The organism is Klenkia terrae (genome assembly GCF_900491935.1).
GTDB classification, from domain to species: Bacteria; Actinomycetota; Actinomycetes; order Mycobacteriales; family Geodermatophilaceae; genus Klenkia; species Klenkia terrae.
Genome location: NZ_UEXK01000004.1, coordinates 558,703 through 574,758, shown reverse-complemented (window position 1 = coordinate 574,758; position 16,056 = coordinate 558,703). Strand labels below are relative to the sequence as shown.

Here is a 16,056-nt window from a genome sequence, read left to right as displayed (position 1 = left end):
CACGCCGCGGGCCCCTGCGAGGGGGCCGTTCCGGTGCGTCGCAGTCAGGGGGTCTCGAGGTCGGCGACGGTCTCGGACAGGTCGCGGTCGCGGTCGTCGGTGCCGGCGAGCACGGCCAGCACCACGCCGTCCTCGACCGGCTCGGCCGCCCCGACCGGGCCCGGGTGCAGCCCGGTCGGGGCCGCGGTCGGCTCGCGGTGCACGGTCAGCCCGGCCCGCTCCAGCAGCTCGACCCCCCCGTCGGCCTGCCGGCGGGCCCGCCCGCCGCCCGCGCCGACCAGGCGCAGCGGGGCGTCGCGGGCCGCGGCGAGCTGAGCGGCCAGCCGGACCGCCGCGCGGGCGGCGGGGGAGCCGCCGACGTGCAGCCAGACGTCGTCGTCCTCGGTGCCCGTGCCGTGGACCTGGACGACGGAGGCCGCGAGCTCGTCGGCCTCGGTGGGCGCCGCGCCGGCCGGGCCCCACCCGGCCCGCACCAGGACGACGTCGGCCGCGGTCGACCGTGCCTGGTCCCGCACCACCTGCCACGGGTCGTCGCTGAACCGGGCGCTCACCGACGTGGTCAGCCCGCGCGCCTCGGCTGGCCGGCCCAGCCGGCGCAGCTGGTCCCCGGAGGCGGCGATCAGCCCGAGCTCCTGGCCCAGGCCGCTGGCGACCTCCAGGCCGGGGCGGGCGGGCAGCACCCGGCTGAGGACCAGGTGGGCCGGGCGCTCCAGCCCGGCGAGGTCCGCGGCCAGCTGCACCAGCTGGGCGTCGGCCTCCGGGTCGCCGACCACCACGAGCACGGTGAACGCGTCGGGCAGTCCGAGGGCGGCGCGCTCGGCGGCCTCGATGTCGCGCTGGACGGCCCGCGGCGGGTAGGTGATCCGCAGCAGCGGGGCGGTCATCACGGTGGTGACCACGGCCATGACCACCAGCAGCGTGAACATCGTGCCGTCCAGCACGCCCAGGCCGACCCCGATGTTGAGGATCACCAGCTCGGTCAAGCCGCGGGTGTTCATCAGCACGCCCAGCGAGGTGGCCTGGCGGCGCGGCACCCCCTGGGACCGCGCGGCCACCGAGGCGCCGATCCACTTGCCGGCGACGGCGACCAGCAGCACCAGGAGCAGCTCGACCAGGTTGCGCGCCGACAGCCCGCCGATGTCCACGCCCAGCCCGGTGACCACGAAGAACACCGGCAGCAGCAGCAGCACGCTGACCTGCTCGATCCGGTCCAGCACCTCCCGGTTCAGCGCCGCCGCACCGGTGCGGGGCATGGCGACCCCGAACAGGAAGGCGCCGAAGATGAAGTGGATCCCGATCTCCTCGGTGATGAACGCGCTGCCCAGCACGCCGACGAGGACCAGCGCCAGCATGTCCGGGGTCAGCCGGCCGTGGTGCTCGTAGCGCTCCACCAGCCGGCGCAGCAGCGGGCGCAGCACCAGGAAGACCACCAGCGCGAAGCCGACGGTGAGCAGCAGGATCTGGGCGACGCCGGTGAACGTGCCGCCCACGGTGACCGCGACGACGACGGCCAGCAGCGCCCAGGCGAAGACGTCGTCCACCGCGGCGCAGGCCAGCGCCAGCACGCCGGTGGGGGTGCGGTGCATGCCGCGCTCGCTGAGGATCCGGGCCAGCACCGGGAACGCCGTGATGGACATGGCCACGCCCAGGAACAGCGCGAAGGCGACGAAGCCGACGGCGTCCCCGCCGACGACGTCGTGCCGGGGGTGCAGCACGAACGCCAGGCCGATGCCGAGCCCGAAGGGCAGCAGGATCGAGGCGGCGGAGACGGTGAAGGCGACCCGCTCCCGGCCGCGGATGAACGACAGGTCGACCTCGAGGCCGACGATGAACATGAAGAGCACCAGCCCGAGCTGGGCCAGGACGTTCAGGTACGGCCGGACGTCGGTGGGGAACAGCAGCTGGTCCAGGTCGCCGGGCAGCGCCCCCAGCAGGCTCGGGCCCAGGGCGATGCCGGCGATGATCTCGCCGACCACCGCCGGCTGGCCCAGCCGGACGGCCAGCCGGCCGACCAGGCGGGCCACCACGACGATGACGGCCAGGCCCACGAAGACGTAGGCGACGATCTCGGCCGGAGTGTGCTCCACGGACGGCTCCCGGGCTGGTCGCTGGTCGGGCGGAACGGCTCGGTCCGCCACCGCGTTCGCCGGAGCCTAGCGACGGCGGGACGGACGTGGGAGCCTTTCGCCCGCCGCCCGTGGGGGACGGCGGAGGACCTCGTCGCGAGGAGTCGGCAGTGGACGTCTCGACCCGGACCAGCACGCCCAGCCACGTGGCCGACTACCCGGTGGTGCGACTGCTGGGCGAGGGCAACAACGGTCGCTACTACCTGGCCCGGCCCCCGGCGCGGCTGGGGCTGCCCGACGAGTACGTCACGGTGAAGGTGTTCACCGGCACGCACAGCGAGCAGGCCTACGAGCGCGGGGTGCGGGAGCTGCGGGCCTTCGCCCAGGTCTCCTCGCCCTACCTGGTGCGGGTGTACGACGCGGTGCTCGAGGACAGCTTCCTTTACGCGATGGAGTGGTGCCCGCTGGGCTCGCTGGCCACCCCGGCACGACCGCTGGCCCGCCCCGAGGTGCTGCGCGCGGTGGCCGACGCCGGCCTGGCGCTGCACGCGCTGCACGAGGCCGGGCTGACCCACGGCGACGTCACGCCGGCCAACGTCCTGGTCACCGAGACCGGCGGCAAGCTGTCCGACCTCGGGCTGTCCCGGGTGCTCGCGCCGGGGGTGACCATGACCGGCATGGCCGGCGCGGCGTCGGTGGAGTACGTCGACCCGGCGATCCTGCAGGGCCAGCGGCCCTCGCGGGGCAGCGAGGTGTTCGCCCTGGGCGCCACCCTGCACCGGGCGCTGACCGGCGTGGGCCTGTACGGCGAGCTCCCGGCCAACGAGCCGCTGCTGGCGATCCGGCGGGTGCTGGCGGCCGAACCGGTGCTCGGTCCGGGCATGAGCGCCGAGGAGGCGGCCGTGGTGCAGGCCTGCCTGGCGCCGCTGGGCCAGCGGCCGGGCACCACCGCCGAGGTCAGCGAGCTGGTGCGCCGGATGGTCGGCTGACGGGCCCCGGACTCACGGTGCCTCGAAGGTGCTCTTCGGGGTGAGCCACCAGTCCCACAGCTCGTCGAGGTCGTCGGCGCCGGACACGTAGGCCGCGCCCTCGGCGAGGGCGTCGTCCTGGGTCCAGAGGATGACGCCGGTGCCGTCCTCCAGCAGGAACGCAGCCACGGCGCCGGCTCGCTCGCCACCGATCGTGTAGTAGGTCCACCCGTACGTCCCCGGCAGGTCGTCGAAGGACACCTGCGTCAGGCCCTGGCCGGCGACGTCGTTGGCGAAGATGTCCTGCAGGGTCGACACGTCGGGGTAGCCGTAGAACCCGGAGGCCTCCGGGCCACCGTCGGACTGCGCCGACCCGCACTCCAGGAAGGAGTCCGCACCGTCCCCGGGGAGCTCCTCCTCGGTGCACCCGGACGCGTCGAAGTCGGGCGGGACGCGTTCGCGGAGGGAGTCGTAGGGCGTGGTCTCCTCGGCCGGCTCCGAGGTCGGCGGTGTCTGGGTCACGGTGGTCGTGGACGGCGGCGGGTCGGTGACCGTGACGTCCTCGCCGTCCGAACCGCGGGTGACGACGACGGCGACCACCACCATCACCGCGATGACGACGGTGGTGACCAGGGCGATCCAGAGCACGGCGGAGGACTTCTTCGGCGGCGGCGGGGGGACCTGCTGCCCGCCCCACGTGCCGCCGTTGGTCGGCGGCCCGAAGCCGCCGGCGGTGCCCTGCCGCGGCGGGTAGGTGGCCACCGGTGTCGCCGTCCAGGCGCCCGGCCCCGGCCCGAACCCGCCGCCGGTGCCCGGTCCCACCGGGGGCGCGAACCCGCCGCCGGTGCCCTGCCGCACCGGGGCGAACCCGCCGCCGGTGCCCGGACCGCTCGGGGCGAACCCGCCACCGGTGCCCGGACCGACCGGGCCGAAGCCGCCACCGGTCCCGGGGCCGGTCGGGCCGAACCCGCCACCGGTGCCGCCACCGCCGGAGGGGTCGGTGAAGCCGACGGTCTGCGGCACGCTGCGCAGGTCCTGGATCGTGGTGGGCGGCGCCTGCGGCACGACCACCTCGGGGCGGGGGCGGCCGCCCAGCGCGGTGCGGGCCGCGGCGGCGAGCTCGCCGGCGCTGGCGTACCGGGCGTCGGGGTCCTTGGCCAGGCCGCGGGCGACGACGGCGTCCAGCGCGGTCGGGATCCCGGGCGCCAGCGAGGACGGCGGGTCCACCTCGGTGTTGACGTGGGCGAACATCTGGGCGCCCAGCCCGTCCCGCGGGAAGGGCCGGCGACCGGTCAGGCACTCGAAGAGCACGCAGGCCAGCGCGTACACGTCGACCCGCAGGTCGATCTCGCGCTCCAGGAACCGCTCGGGCGCCATGTAGTCGAACGAGCCCAGCGCCGCGCCGGTCTGGGTCAGCGAGGGGCCCTGGGAGTCGGTGGTGGACCGGGCGATGCCGAAGTCGACGAGGTAGGCGAACTCCGCGTCGCCGCTGCCGGTGAGCAGCACGTTGGAGGGCTTGACGTCGCGATGCACCAGGCCGTCGGCGTGCGCGGCGTCCAGCGCCTGGGCGACCTGGCTGACCACCGACACTGTCCGCTCGGGGCTGAAGCGGCCGTCGCGGGCGAGCACCTGGGCCACGTCGTCGCCGCGGACCAGGCGCATGTCCAGGAACAGCCGGCCGTCGATCTCGCCGTACCGGTGGATCGGGACGACGTGCGGCTCGTTGAGCCGGGCGGCCAGGTGGGCCTCCCGGCGGAAGCGCTCGCGGTAGCCGCGGTCGGCGGCGAGGTGCTCGGAGAGGACCTTGAGGGCGACGGTGCGCTCGTGCTCGGTGTCGTAGGCCCGGTAGACCTCGCCCATGCCGCCGCGCCCGATCAGCGCCTCGATGCGGTAGCTCCCGAACTGCTCGGACTCCACCGCGCGCCCCCCTCAGCCATCCGACCCAGCACCCGGCGGGGGCCCTTGCCCACCGCGCTCGGAGTCTAGGGACCGGGGAGCGTGCGGCCAACGGCTGTGACCACGCCGTGATCAGCCGTCGGCGGCGGCCGTGCGGCAGGAGGCGCAGGTGCCGAAGATCTCCAGGGTGTGGCTGACGTCGGCGAACCCGTGCTCGGCGGCGACCCGGTCGGTCCAGCTCTCCACGACCGGCCCGGCGACCTCCACGGTCCGCCCGCAGCCCCGGCAGACCAGGTGGTGGTGGTGCTGGGTGCTGCAGCGGCGGTACAGCGCCTCGCCGGAGTCGGTCCGGATGGAGTCCAGCTCGCCGTCCTCGGCCAGGGCCTGGACGGCGCGGGACACCGTGGACAGCCCCACGGAGTCGCCGTCGGCGCGCAGCCGGGCGTGCACCTCCTGGGCGCTGTGGAACCCCTCGAGGTCGTCGAAGACCGCGGCGACGGCGGTGCGCTGGCGCGTGGTGCGGGCCATCAGGCGATCGAGACCGGGGCAGCGGCGGAGGTCTGGGTGTGCGCAGCGTGCCCGAGGGCGTCGTGGCCGACGTGGTCGTCCGCCAGGCGGTGGTGCACCTCGCGGTGCCGGCGGTCGCCGGCCACGAGGCGGGTACCGCGCAGCACCCGCAGGTGCTGGGAGGCCAGCGGCTGGGTGACGCCGAGGGCCTCGACCAGCTGGTGCACGCACGACGTGCCGTGCTCGTCCAGCAGGGCCACGATCGACAGGCGCAGCGGCGCGGCCAGCGCGGACAGCAGCTCGCTGGCCGCGGCGACGTCCTCGGGGAGCCGGCGGGTGAGCTCGAGCGGGGCGGCCGGCATGGCACCATCATCCGTGCATGTGAGAACCATTGTCAAACATGGAGGGGTGCCCGTGTTCGCGGTGACCAGGTTCCGGACCGAGGACCCCGCAGCGCTGCTGGCCGACGGTGCAGCGCTGCTGGCTGCCCTCCGGGCTAGGCCGGGCTTCGTCGCCGGGGAGTTCGGCACCGCGGCCGACGACCCCGGGCTGTGCGCGCTGCTGACCACCTGGGACGGCGTGGGCGCCTACCGCCGGGCACTGTCCGCGGCCGAGGTGAAGATCACCGGCGCCCCGGTCTGGGTGCACGCGGTCGACGAGCCCGGGGTGTACCTGTCGGAGTGAGCTGGTTGTCGCCGTCTAGCGTTGGAGGGCAACCGCCGACCGCCAGCCGGATGGAGATCCTCCGTGAGCACCGCCCCGCACGACCCCGCCCGCCTGGACAAGGTGGTCAACCTCTGCAAGCGCCGGGGGTTCGTCTTCCCCGCCGGGGAGATCTACGGCGGTACCCGCTCCGCCTGGGACTACGGGCCGCTGGGCACCGAGCTCAAGGAGAACATCAAGAAGCAGTGGTGGCGCACGGTCGTGCAGAGCCGGGACGACATCGTCGGCCTGGACTCCTCGGTCATCCTGCCCCGCCAGACCTGGGTCGCCTCCGGCCACGTCGGGGTCTTCACCGACCCGCTGACGGAGTGCCAGAACTGCCACAAGCGGTTCCGCGCCGACCACCTCGAGGAGGCATTCGAGGCCAAGAAGGGCCGCGCGCCCGAGGGCCTGTCGGAGATCACCTGCCCCAACTGCGGGGTCACCGGCTCGTGGACCGAGCCGCGCGACTTCAACATGATGCTCACGACCTACCTCGGCCCGGTCGAGGACGAGTCCGGGCTGCACTACCTGCGCCCGGAGACCGCGCAGGGCATCTTCGTGAACTTCGCCAACGTGATGGGTGCCGCCCGCAAGAAGCCGCCGTTCGGCATCGGCCAGATCGGCAAGAGCTTCCGCAACGAGATCACGCCGGGCAACTTCATCTTCCGCACGCGGGAGTTCGAGCAGATGGAGATGGAGTTCTTCGTCAAGCCCGGCGAGGACGAGCAGTGGCACGAGTACTGGATCGCCCAGCGCAAGGACTGGTACACCGACCTGGGGATCGACCCGGACAACCTGCGGCTGTTCGAGCACCCGGCCGAGAAGCTGTCGCACTACTCCAAGCGCACCGTCGACATCGAGTACCGGTTCGGCTTCCAGGGCTCGGAGTGGGGCGAGCTCGAGGGCATCGCCAACCGCACCGACTTCGACCTGAAGACGCACTCCGAGCACTCGGGCACCGACCTGTCCTACTTCGACCAGACGACGAACGAGCGCTGGACGCCCTACGTCATCGAGCCCGCAGCCGGCCTGACCCGCTCGCTGATGGCCTTCCTGGTCGAGGCCTACCGCGAGGACGAGGCCCCCAACGCCAAGGGCGGCGTCGACACCCGCACGCTGCTGGCCCTGGACCCGCGGCTGGCGCCGGTCAAGGCCGCCGTCCTGCCGCTGTCGCGCAACGCCGACCTCTCGCCCAAGGCGCGCGACCTGGCCGCGGCGCTGCGGAAGAACTGGAACGTCGAGTTCGACGACGCCGGCGCCATCGGCCGCCGGTACCGCCGCCAGGACGAGATCGGGACGCCGTTCTGCCTCACCGTCGACTTCGACACCCTCGAGGACGACGCGGTGACCGTGCGGGAGCGCGACACCATGACCCAGGAGCGCGTCGGACTGGACCAGGTCGTCGGCTACCTCGCCCAGCGCCTCCCCGGCTGCTGACCGAGGGGCGGTGACCATCCCCGGCCGACCCCCACGCGGGTGCGGATGACAGGTGTCACGGTGGGGTCGTGATGGTCGGCCGATGTCCAGCGGCAGCCCGCTGACCAGGCAGTGGGCGTGACGCAGACCAGCGCGGTGCCGGGTGCACCGACCACCTCCGCGGGGGCGCCCCCGGCCGTCCGGCTCGCCGGGCTGACCAAGCGGTCCGGCAGCGTGACCGCCGTCGACGGGCTGGACCTCACCGTCCGGGCCGGCGAGGTCATGGCCTTCCTCGGCCCGAACGGGGCCGGCGAGACCACCACCATCGACGTGCTGCTGGGCCTGTCCCGCCCCGACTCCGGTCAGGTCCAGGTCTACGGCCTACCCCCGCGGACCGCCGTCGCGCACGGCCTGGTCGCCGCGGTCATGCAGACCGGCGGCCCCGGCCCGGCAGCTCGCCGACGCGGTCCGCCGGGTGCACGGCGGGCTGCGGGTGGTCGACCCGGTGCTGGCCGCCGAGACCCTCACCGCCGGGACCACGCCGCTGTCGGCGAGGGAGACCGAGGCGCTGCGTGCTGCTCGGGACGGCGGCACGGTGGCCGACCTGGCCGGCGACCTGCACCTGGCCCCCGGCGCGGTGCGCAACCACCTGTCCGCGGCGATCGGCGAGACCGGCGCGCGCACCCGGGCCGAGGCGGTCCGGCTGGCGGAGGACAACGGCTGGCTGCCCTCCTGAGCGGCCCGCCTACCCTGGAGGGGTGACCGCCGTCCTCGACGCCCGCCCCGCCGGCGCGCCCGCGCCGCTGCGGCTGGGCCCGCTGACCGTGGACCCCGCCGTCGTCCTCGCCCCGATGGCCGGCATCACCGGCCCGGCCTTCCGCACCCTGTGCCGGGAGTTCGGCGCCGGGCTCTACGTCTGCGAGATGATCACCACCCGGGCGCTGGTGGAGCGCAACGAGAAGACGCTGCGGATGGTGCGCGCGACCACCGAGGAGCACGACGCCTTCTCCGTGCAGCTCTACGGCGTCGACCCGGCCACCGTGGGCCGCGCGGTCGAGCTGCTGGTCGACGAGTGCGTCGCCGGCACCCGGCCTGCGCACATCGACCTGAACTTCGGCTGCCCGGTGCCCAAGGTGACCCGCAAGGGCGGGGGAGCGGCCCTGCCCTGGCGCCGCCGGCTGTTCGGCGACGTGGTCTCCGCGGCCGTGCGCGCAGCCGGCGACGTGCCGGTGACGGTGAAGACCCGGGTCGGCATCGACCCGCAGCACCACACCTACCTCGAGGCCGGCGCCATCGCCCAGGGCGCCGGCGCCGCCGCGATCACCCTGCACGGGCGCACCGCCGACCAGCTCTACAGCGGCACCGCCGACTGGACGCACATCGCCCGGCTGGTCGAGGCCGTGGACATCCCGGTGCTGGGCAACGGCGACGTCTGGGAGGCCGACGACGCCCTCCGGATGGTGGCCGAGACCGGCTGCGCCGGCGTCGTCGTCGGCCGGGGCTGCCTCGGGCGGCCGTGGCTGTTCGGCGACCTGGCCGCCGCCTTCGCCGGGTCGACGCAGCGCGCGCTGCCGACCTTCCGCGAGGTGGCCGCCGTGATGCACCGGCACGCCACCCTGCTGGCCGCCGAGCACGGCGAGACCCACGGCTGCTCGGACTTCCGCAAGCACGTCGCCTGGTACACCAAGGGCTTCTCGGTCGGCTCGGACACCCGGCGGGCGCTGGCCATGGTCAGCTCGTTGGACGAGCTCGCCGAGCTGCTGGCCGGCGTCGAGGACCAGCCGTACCCGGTCGCCGTCCTGGGCGCTCCCCGCGGCCGGACGACGCCGCCCCGCCCGGTCGCGCTGCCCGCGGGCTGGCTCGACGACCGCGACGACCCGCGCCCCCCGGTCGGCGCCGAGCTGCTGGTCGGTGGCGGATGAGCACCGAGGGCCCCTTCCTCTACGACGACGATCCCCAGCCGCTGCACGCCGGGCCGGGCCGCCCGCGTCGCGGTCTGCTGCTCGCGCTGGGGGCCGGCACCGCGGCCGTCGCGGTCGGCGCAGTGGTCCTGTTGCCGATGGTCACCGGGAGCACCCAGGAGCAGGTGACCGAGGTGGCCGACGTGTTCGCCCGGGCACTGGCCGCCGAGGACGCCCAGACCGCCTGGGGCCTGCTGTGCGAGGACGAGCAGGCCCGCCTGCGGGCCGACCAGGTCGCGGGGGACTACCTGCGACCGGGTACACCGTCGGTCGGCGACCCCGTCGAGGGCGACCTTGACGGCCAGCGAGCCGAGGTGGTCCCGGTCGCCTGGGACGACGGCGGCTCGGTGACCACCGTGCAGCTGGTCGTGATCGCCCAAGGTGGCGCGAAGGTCTGCGGCATCGCCTGATCGGTGGGCGCACAGCACTTCCGGTGACCGGCCGGGGCTGGCAGCATGGCGCCCCCCCGCCCGCCGCAGAGAGGACCGCCGTGGTCCAGCCCCCACCGCCCGGCCCTGGTCAGCAGCTCGGCTCGGGGCCCCCGGCCGCCCCGACCCAGGTCGTGTTCCCCGGCCAGATCGGGGCTCCGCAGCAGCAGTACGTGCCCACGCCGGCGCAGGCCGCATCGCAGGGCGGGACGGCGCGCGCCGTCGGCTTCCCGGGTTACCGGTCCCCGGCGCCGTCGCCGAAGAGCCAGACGTCGGCGGTGGTCGGCTCCGCGGTGGTGACGGTGACGGTGCTCTTCGCCGTCCTGGGGTTCGTGCTGGTGTCCGGCCGCGCCCCCAGCACGCCGTCCGCGGCGGCGCTGGCCTACATCGACGCGGCGGTGGACGGGGACTCGGGGCGGGTGCACGACCTGCTGTGCGAGCGGGTGCAGGCCCAGGTGCCCGAGTCCGCCGTGGAGACCGACCTCATGGGTGGCAACCAGGTGCCGGACTCCGTGCAGGCCGAGGTGGTCAGCACGACCGACACGGTGGCCCCCGACGGGCGGCCCGCGGTGGACGTCGTGCTGGCGCTGACGGTGTTCGGGCAGACCGCCCAGCAGGACGTCGTCCTGGTCGAGGAGGACGGCTACCGCGTGTGCGGGGGCTCGCTCGGCTTCGGCTGAGCCTCGCCCACCAGCTCACTGCACCTCCGCTGACAAGGTCACGTGGTACCCATGACGGCATGGTCGGAGGCTTCGTGGGACGCGCGGTCGGGGCGGCCGTGCTCGCCGTCGCCCTGGTGGTGGTGTCGACCGCGATCGCCATCTGGTGGACCGCCCGGCAGGACGCCGAGCCCCGGTCCGACGCGATCGTGGTGCTGGGCTCGGCGCAGTACAACGGCGTCCCCAGCTCCATCTTCGAGGCCCGGTTGGAGCACGCGCTGGCCCTCTGGGAGGACGGCGTCGCCCCCGTCGTGGTCACCGTCGGCGGCAAGAAGGACGGCGACGAGTTCACCGAGGCCGAGGCCGGCCGCGACTACCTGCTCGACGCCGGCGTCCCGGCCGAGGACCTGGTCGCGGTGACCGACGGGGTGGACACCCTGGAGAGCATGCGGCTGGTCGCCGCCGAGTTCGACGCACAGGGCTGGTCCACCGCGGTCCTGGTCACCGACCCGTGGCACGCCATGCGGGCCGAGCGGATGGCCGAGGACTCCGGCATCGACGCGGCCAGCTCGCCGACCCGGCAGGGCCCGGCGGTGCAGACCCGCAGCACCCAGTTCCGCTACATCCTCCGCGAGACCGCCGCCTACCTGCTCTACCGGGCGACCGGCGAGAGCGTGGCCGGCGCCCCGGGCATCGGATGACCCGCTGGACGCTGCCGGCGCCCGGCGAGGCCGGGATGGACGCCGGGGTGCGCGCGGTGGTCGCCGGCGGCGAGCCCGACAAGGTGGCCAGCGGCGGGCTCGTCGTCGCCACCCTCCAGCTCGGGTTCTGGCGCGAGCGGGCCCGAGCCGTGGTCGACGGCGCCGAGTGGGTGTTCGGCAAGGAGAGCGGGGACCTGGGCGCGCGGCTGTCGGTCGACCCGGAGGGCACCACCCGGATGCGGGCGGTGCGCACCTCGTTCTGGACCTCCCGGCACGACGTGGACCTGGAGGGCGTGCTGGTCCAGGTGCAGGGCGGCGCCCGCAACCGGGTCTGGACGTCGGACGGCGCGACCCTGGGCACCAGCGGCCGGGTCGGCTTCTGGAGCCCGGTGCCCACCCTGGAGCTGCGCGACGACGTCCCGCTGCGGCACGTGGTCTTCCTGCTCTGGCTGGAGCACACCTTCACCCGGCGGAACCAGGCCGCGGCGGCCGCGTGACGCCGTCGGCGGCCGCTGGGATGATGGGACGGCGCCGGGCAGCCGGGTCGGCGCGGGAGAGGGGATCCGTGCACGGGAGAGTTCGTCATGGCCGGTGAGCGGCGCGGCCGCATCCGGGCCGCCGACATCGCCACGGTGCGCGAGCGGGCCACGATCGACGAGGTCGTCGGCGAGCACCTGCAGCTCAAGCGCGCCGGGGGCGGGTCGCTGAAGGGGCTGTGCCCCTTCCACGACGAGAAGTCGCCGTCCTTCCACGTCACCCCCGCCCGGCAGCTGTTCTACTGCTTCGGCTGCGGCGCGGGCGGCGACGTCATCAAGTTCGTGCAGGACATCGACCACCTGTCCTTCAGCGAGGCCGTCGAGCTGCTGGCCGGCAAGGTCGGCATCCAGCTGCAGTACGAGGACGACGGCGGCCGGCCCACCGGCGCCCCGGACCGCGCCGCGGCCGGCCAGCGCGCCCGGCTGGTGGCGGCCAACACAGCCGCCGCGGAGTTCTACCGGCAGCAGCTGGCCACCCCCGACGCCGCGATCGCCCGCACCTTCCTCGCCGAGCGCGGCTTCACCCGGGAGATGGCCGCCGAGTTCGACTGCGGCTTCGCCCCGGCCGGCTGGGACGTGCTGACCCGGCACCTGCGCGGGGCGGGCTTCAGCCAGGCCGAGCTCGAGCTGGCCGGGCTGAGCAAGCAGTCCTCGCGCGGGACCTCGATCGACCGGTTCCACCGCCGGCTGCTGTGGCCGATCCGGGACATCACCGGCGACGTCATCGGCTTCGGCGCCCGCAAGCTGGCCGACGACGACCCGGGCCCGAAGTACCTGAACACCCCCGAGACCCCGCTCTACAAGAAGTCCACCGTGCTCTACGGCGTGGAGCGGGCCAAGCGGGACATCGCCCGCCAGCACCGGGCCGTCGTCGTCGAGGGCTACACCGACGTGATGGCGTGCCACATCGCCGGGGTGACCACCGCGGTCGCCTCCTGCGGGACGGCGTTCGGCGCCGAGCACATCAACGTGCTGCGCCGGCTGCTGATGGACCAGGACGAGTTCCGCGGCGAGGTCGTCTACTGCTTCGACGGCGACAAGGCCGGCCAGGCGGCGGCGATGAAGACCTTCGCCGAGGACCAGCGGTTCGTCGGGCAGACCTTCGTCGCCGTCGAGCCCGACGGCCGGGACCCCTGCGAGCTGCGCCAGGCGCACGGCGACGCCGCCGTCCGCGACCTGGTCGCCCGGCGGGTCCCGCTGATCGCCTTCGTGCTCAAGACGACGTTGGCCGGCTACGACCTGGACACCGTCGAGGGTCGGGTGCACGCGCTGGACAAGGCCGCGCCGATGGTGGCCGGCATCAAGGACCACGCGCTGCGCCCGGCGTACGCCCGCCAGCTGGCCGGCATGCTGGGCAACACCGACGAGGCCGAGGTGCTGGCCCGGGTGCGCGCGCTGACCGGTGAGGGCGCGACCAACGGCCGGCCCGCGCCGCGGGCGAAGGCACCCGCGCGCACGGCGGACGACGCCGCGGCGTTCATCGAGCGCGAGGCGGTGAAGACGGCGCTGCAGGCGCCGGAGCTCGCCGGCCCGGCCTTCGACGGCATCGCTCCGGATTCCTGGACGCACCCGGACTACGCGGCGGTCGCGGCGGCGATCGCCGCCGCCGGGGGAGCCGCCGGGGCGACCGTGGGCGGGGCCGCCTGGCTGGACCAGGTGGGTGCCGCGGCGGAGTCCGACGAGGCCCGCCGCCTGCTGCCGGCCCTGGCGGTGGAGCCGCTGAAGTCGCCGTCCGACGAGCCGGACAGCGGGTACGTGCACGCGGTGCTGACCCGCCTGCAGGAGATGGCGACGGTGCGCCGGGTGACCGCGCTCAAGGGCCGGCTGCAGCGGATGAACCCGGTCGAGGCGCCCGAGGAGTACACGAAGGTCTTCGGCCAGCTGGTCGCCCTGGAGCAGGAGGCCCGGTCGCTGCGCGAGCGGGCCATCGGCGGGCTCAGCGCGTGAACCCGTTCCGCCGGCTCGTGCAGCGCTTCGGCCGCCCGCCCGGCCCGGTCGCGCAGGCCGCCGGGTCCGAGGACGTGCTGGCCTGGGGCGCGCGCCGGGACGGCGGCTGGCTGGCCGCCACCTCGGCCGGGCTGCGGACCGTCCCCGACGGCGCCGACGCCCCCGAGGGCGAACTGCTGCCTTGGCACCTGGTCGGGCACGCCCGCTGGGCGGCGACCGAGACCGGCGGCTCGTTCGCGGTGACCCCTCTGCTCGAGGTCGAACCCGGCGTGCAGGCGCGGGGGGCGGTCACCCGGCACGTGCTGGACGACGCCGGCGAGCTGCCGGCGGTGGTGCGGCGGCGGGTGGACCAGACGGTGGTGGCCAGCAAGCGCCACCCGCTGCCGGCCGGGGGAGGGGTGCTGCTGGTGGCCCGCCGCGTGCCCGGTCAGTCCGCCCGGGAGTGGACCGTGGTGTTCGACGACGACGCCGACCGGGACGACCCGGCCGCCCGGGACGTGGCCCGCCAGCGGTTGGCCGAGGCCGTCGAGGGCGAGGACACGACCCGCTGACTCAGCGGTCGCGCAGGTCGGACTTCGCGGCGGCGACGGCGTTGTCGGCCTGGGCGCGCAGCGTGCCGGCCAGCGACTGCAGGCGCGGGTCGTCCTTGGCGTGGTCGTAGGCGCGGCGGATCTGCTCGTATCGGTCACGGCCGGCGCGGGCGCCGAGCACGTAGCCGGCACCGAAGCCGGCGAGGAAGGACAACTTGGCCACGGGGACCTCCTGGTGGGTGGCTGGGGATGATCGACGCTACCGGCCGACACACCCGGGGGTGCCCCCAGGGGACGGGCCGCTCGTGGGGTAATCTCGGCAACCGCACGACGCGGTCCCCCGTAGCTCAATTGGCAGAGCATTCGACTGTTAATCGAACGGTTTCTGGTTCGAGTCCAGACGGGGGAGCCATGACCTGCAGGTATAGGTCCAGCGCCTGACACCAGGCATCATCTACTCATCGAAAACGATGAGGAGATGGTGCCTGGTGGGCCGACCACCACTGCCGGTGGGCACGTTCGGCACGATCGGGTTCTTCCCGACGGCCGGCGGTGAGGTCCAGGCCCGCGCCCGGTTCCGCGACTTCGACGGCCGCACCCGGCTGGTGTCCAAGACCGGTCGCAGCAAGGCCGCCGCCGAGCGGGCACTGAAGACCGAGCTGACCACCCGCCGCGGTCCGCACGGCACCGGCTTGCTCACCGCCAGCAGCAGGGTCACCGCCCTGGTCGACGCGTGGCTGGCCACCGACCACGGCTGGTCCACCGGCACCGAGCGCACCTACCGGTCGATCATCCGGACCTCGGTGCTGCCGGCCCTGGGGGAGCTCTGCCTGCGCGAGGTCACCCCCGGCCGGGTGGCGCGGGCGATCACCGCGATCGCCGGCACCAGCGGCCCGGGTGCGGCCAAGACCGCCCGAGCCTGCCTGTCGGGCATGTTCGCCCTGGCCATCGTCGACGGCGCCGTCACCGCCAACCCGGTCCGGGACGCCGGCGTCCGGGTCACCCGCACTGCCAAGAAGGCCCCGCGAGCCCTGACGCCCGAGGACACCGCACGGCTGGTCGAGCTGTTCGCGACCAGCGAGCGGGCGCAGGCCCTGGACCTGCCCGACGTCGTGGACTGGATGCTGGCCACCGGTGCCCGGATCGGCGAGGCGTTGGCCGTGCGCGCCGGGAAGGTGCAGGGGAAGACCCTGCTGGACCTGGACACCGGCACCTGGGAGGTCGCCGGCACCGTCGTGCGGGTGCCCAAGCAGGGGCTGGTCGTGCAGCCGCGGACCAAGACCGCCGCCGGCTGGCGGGTGGTGGCCCTCCCGGCCTTCGCGCAGGACATGGCCCGCCGCCGGCTGTCGGGCTCCCGTCACCCCGACAGTGGACTGGTGTTCCCCTCCCCGGTTGCCGGCACGGTCCGCGACCCCAGCAACGTCTCCGGGGACCTCCGGGTGCTGCTGGACTCCTTCGACTGCGCCACCTGCGGGGGGACCGGACTGCTACCTCCGGCGACGACGGGCGCGCGACCGGTGCGGTGCGAGGAGGGCCCTTGGTCGAGGGTCACCTCCCACACCTTCCGCAAGACGGTGGCCACGAGGCTCGAGGAAGCGGGGTTCACCCCGCGGCAGGTCGCCGACCAGCTGGGCCACGCCAACCCCTCGATGACCCTGGACGTCTACTTCGACCGGCACGTCGTCAGCGCCGAGGCCGCCACCGTGCTGGGCAGGTGAACGGCCCCGGAGCCGACG

General features: G+C 74.7%; 17 protein-coding genes, 1 tRNA gene and 1 pseudogene. 14 read left to right on the top strand and 5 right to left on the bottom strand.

Annotated features, from left to right (window positions below):
* Positions 1 to 44: 44 nt before the first annotated feature.
* Entirely contained in the window at positions 45 to 2,087 is a 2,043-nt protein-coding gene (locus LFA75_RS03020) for a cation:proton antiporter (RefSeq protein WP_225232286.1), read from the bottom strand.
* Positions 2,088 to 2,236: 149 nt separating this feature from the next.
* On the opposite strand from LFA75_RS03020, the gene LFA75_RS03015 reads away from it, so the two are divergent.
* Entirely contained in the window at positions 2,237 to 3,055 is an 819-nt protein-coding gene (locus tag LFA75_RS03015; protein ID WP_225232285.1) for a serine/threonine-protein kinase, read from the top strand.
* A gap of 12 nt (positions 3,056 to 3,067) precedes the next feature.
* On the opposite strand, the gene LFA75_RS23750 is transcribed toward LFA75_RS03015, so the two are convergent.
* The 3 genes from LFA75_RS23750 to LFA75_RS03000 form a co-directional block, all read right to left on the bottom strand.
* A complete protein-coding gene (locus tag LFA75_RS23750; protein ID WP_263639346.1) occupies positions 3,068 to 4,951 on the bottom strand; it encodes a serine/threonine-protein kinase in 1,884 nt (627 codons plus the stop codon).
* 111 nt (positions 4,952 to 5,062) lie between these two features.
* On the bottom strand, positions 5,063 to 5,458 hold the full coding sequence (locus tag LFA75_RS03005; RefSeq protein WP_225232284.1) for a Fur family transcriptional regulator: 396 nt from the start codon (positions 5,456 to 5,458) through the stop codon (positions 5,063 to 5,065).
* A complete protein-coding gene (locus tag LFA75_RS03000) occupies positions 5,458 to 5,799 on the bottom strand; it encodes an ArsR/SmtB family transcription factor (protein ID WP_225232283.1) in 342 nt (113 codons plus the stop codon). The genes LFA75_RS03005 and LFA75_RS03000 overlap by 1 nt, the downstream gene beginning before the upstream one ends.
* A 61-nt stretch (positions 5,800 to 5,860) precedes the next feature.
* Here LFA75_RS03000 and LFA75_RS02995 point away from each other — a divergent pair, with 61 nt between their 5' ends.
* From LFA75_RS02995 to LFA75_RS02945, 11 genes and pseudogenes are all read left to right on the top strand, one after another.
* A complete protein-coding gene (locus tag LFA75_RS02995; RefSeq protein WP_225232282.1) occupies positions 5,861 to 6,121 on the top strand; it encodes an antibiotic biosynthesis monooxygenase in 261 nt (86 codons plus the stop codon).
* A gap of 63 nt (positions 6,122 to 6,184) precedes the next feature.
* Complete coding sequence (locus LFA75_RS02990; RefSeq protein ID WP_225232281.1) at positions 6,185 to 7,579, top strand: glycine--tRNA ligase; 1,395 nt, start codon at positions 6,185 to 6,187, stop codon at positions 7,577 to 7,579.
* Positions 7,580 to 7,690: 111 nt separating this feature from the next.
* A pseudogene (locus LFA75_RS02985) lies at positions 7,691 to 7,939 on the top strand (ATP-binding cassette domain-containing protein); the annotation flags it as partial.
* A gap of 94 nt (positions 7,940 to 8,033) precedes the next feature.
* Complete coding sequence (locus tag LFA75_RS02980; protein WP_225232280.1) at positions 8,034 to 8,294, top strand: response regulator transcription factor; 261 nt, start codon at positions 8,034 to 8,036, stop codon at positions 8,292 to 8,294.
* Between the two features lie 22 nt (positions 8,295 to 8,316).
* Positions 8,317 to 9,480, top strand: coding sequence for a tRNA dihydrouridine synthase DusB (dusB, locus tag LFA75_RS02975; RefSeq protein WP_225232279.1), 1,164 nt, complete (start codon positions 8,317 to 8,319; stop codon positions 9,478 to 9,480).
* On the top strand, positions 9,477 to 9,929 hold the full coding sequence (locus LFA75_RS02970; protein ID WP_225232278.1) for a hypothetical protein: 453 nt from the start codon (positions 9,477 to 9,479) through the stop codon (positions 9,927 to 9,929). Before dusB ends, LFA75_RS02970 begins: the two co-directional genes overlap by 4 nt.
* 80 nt (positions 9,930 to 10,009) lie before the next feature.
* Positions 10,010 to 10,627, top strand: coding sequence for a hypothetical protein (locus LFA75_RS02965; RefSeq protein ID WP_225232277.1), 618 nt, complete (start codon positions 10,010 to 10,012; stop codon positions 10,625 to 10,627).
* 59 nt (positions 10,628 to 10,686) lie between these two features.
* Positions 10,687 to 11,307: a YdcF family protein gene (locus tag LFA75_RS02960; protein WP_225232276.1), complete on the top strand. Its 621-nt coding sequence runs from the start codon at positions 10,687 to 10,689 to the stop codon at positions 11,305 to 11,307.
* Complete coding sequence (locus tag LFA75_RS02955; protein ID WP_225232275.1) at positions 11,304 to 11,804, top strand: hypothetical protein; 501 nt, start codon at positions 11,304 to 11,306, stop codon at positions 11,802 to 11,804. The genes LFA75_RS02960 and LFA75_RS02955 overlap by 4 nt, the downstream gene beginning before the upstream one ends.
* 87 nt (positions 11,805 to 11,891) lie before the next feature.
* Complete coding sequence (dnaG, locus tag LFA75_RS02950; protein WP_225232274.1) at positions 11,892 to 13,790, top strand: DNA primase; 1,899 nt, start codon at positions 11,892 to 11,894, stop codon at positions 13,788 to 13,790.
* On the top strand, positions 13,787 to 14,341 hold the full coding sequence (locus tag LFA75_RS02945; RefSeq protein ID WP_225232273.1) for a hypothetical protein: 555 nt from the start codon (positions 13,787 to 13,789) through the stop codon (positions 14,339 to 14,341). The genes dnaG and LFA75_RS02945 overlap by 4 nt, the downstream gene beginning before the upstream one ends.
* 1 nt (position 14,342) lies before the next feature.
* Here the strand turns inward: LFA75_RS02945 and LFA75_RS02940 are convergent, their stop codons facing one another.
* Positions 14,343 to 14,543: a hypothetical protein gene (locus LFA75_RS02940; protein WP_225232272.1), complete on the bottom strand. Its 201-nt coding sequence runs from the start codon at positions 14,541 to 14,543 to the stop codon at positions 14,343 to 14,345.
* Between the two features lie 113 nt (positions 14,544 to 14,656).
* Between LFA75_RS02940 and LFA75_RS02935 the strand changes: the two genes are divergently transcribed.
* Both LFA75_RS02935 and LFA75_RS02930 read left to right on the top strand, forming a co-directional pair.
* A tRNA-Asn gene (locus LFA75_RS02935) sits at positions 14,657 to 14,732 on the top strand.
* A 76-nt stretch (positions 14,733 to 14,808) separates the two neighbouring features.
* Entirely contained in the window at positions 14,809 to 16,038 is a 1,230-nt protein-coding gene (locus LFA75_RS02930; protein ID WP_225232271.1) for a site-specific integrase, read from the top strand.
* Positions 16,039 to 16,056: the final 18 nt, after the last annotated feature.

What these genes read in the sequence shown, in the direction of transcription:
- LFA75_RS03005 (WP_225232284.1), bottom strand. Translation starts at nt 5,458, where the DNA reads ATGGCCCGCACCACGCGCCAGCGCACCGCCGTCGCCGCGGTCTTCGAC.
- LFA75_RS03000 (WP_225232283.1), bottom strand. Translation starts at nt 5,799, where the DNA reads ATGCCGGCCGCCCCGCTCGAGCTCACCCGCCGGCTCCCCGAGGACGTC.
- LFA75_RS02970 (WP_225232278.1), top strand. Translation starts at nt 9,477, where the DNA reads ATGAGCACCGAGGGCCCCTTCCTCTACGACGACGATCCCCAGCCGCTG.
- LFA75_RS02960 (WP_225232276.1), top strand. Translation starts at nt 10,687, where the DNA reads ATGGTCGGAGGCTTCGTGGGACGCGCGGTCGGGGCGGCCGTGCTCGCC.
- LFA75_RS02955 (WP_225232275.1), top strand. Translation starts at nt 11,304, where the DNA reads ATGACCCGCTGGACGCTGCCGGCGCCCGGCGAGGCCGGGATGGACGCC.
- dnaG (WP_225232274.1), top strand. Translation starts at nt 11,892, where the DNA reads ATGGCCGGTGAGCGGCGCGGCCGCATCCGGGCCGCCGACATCGCCACG.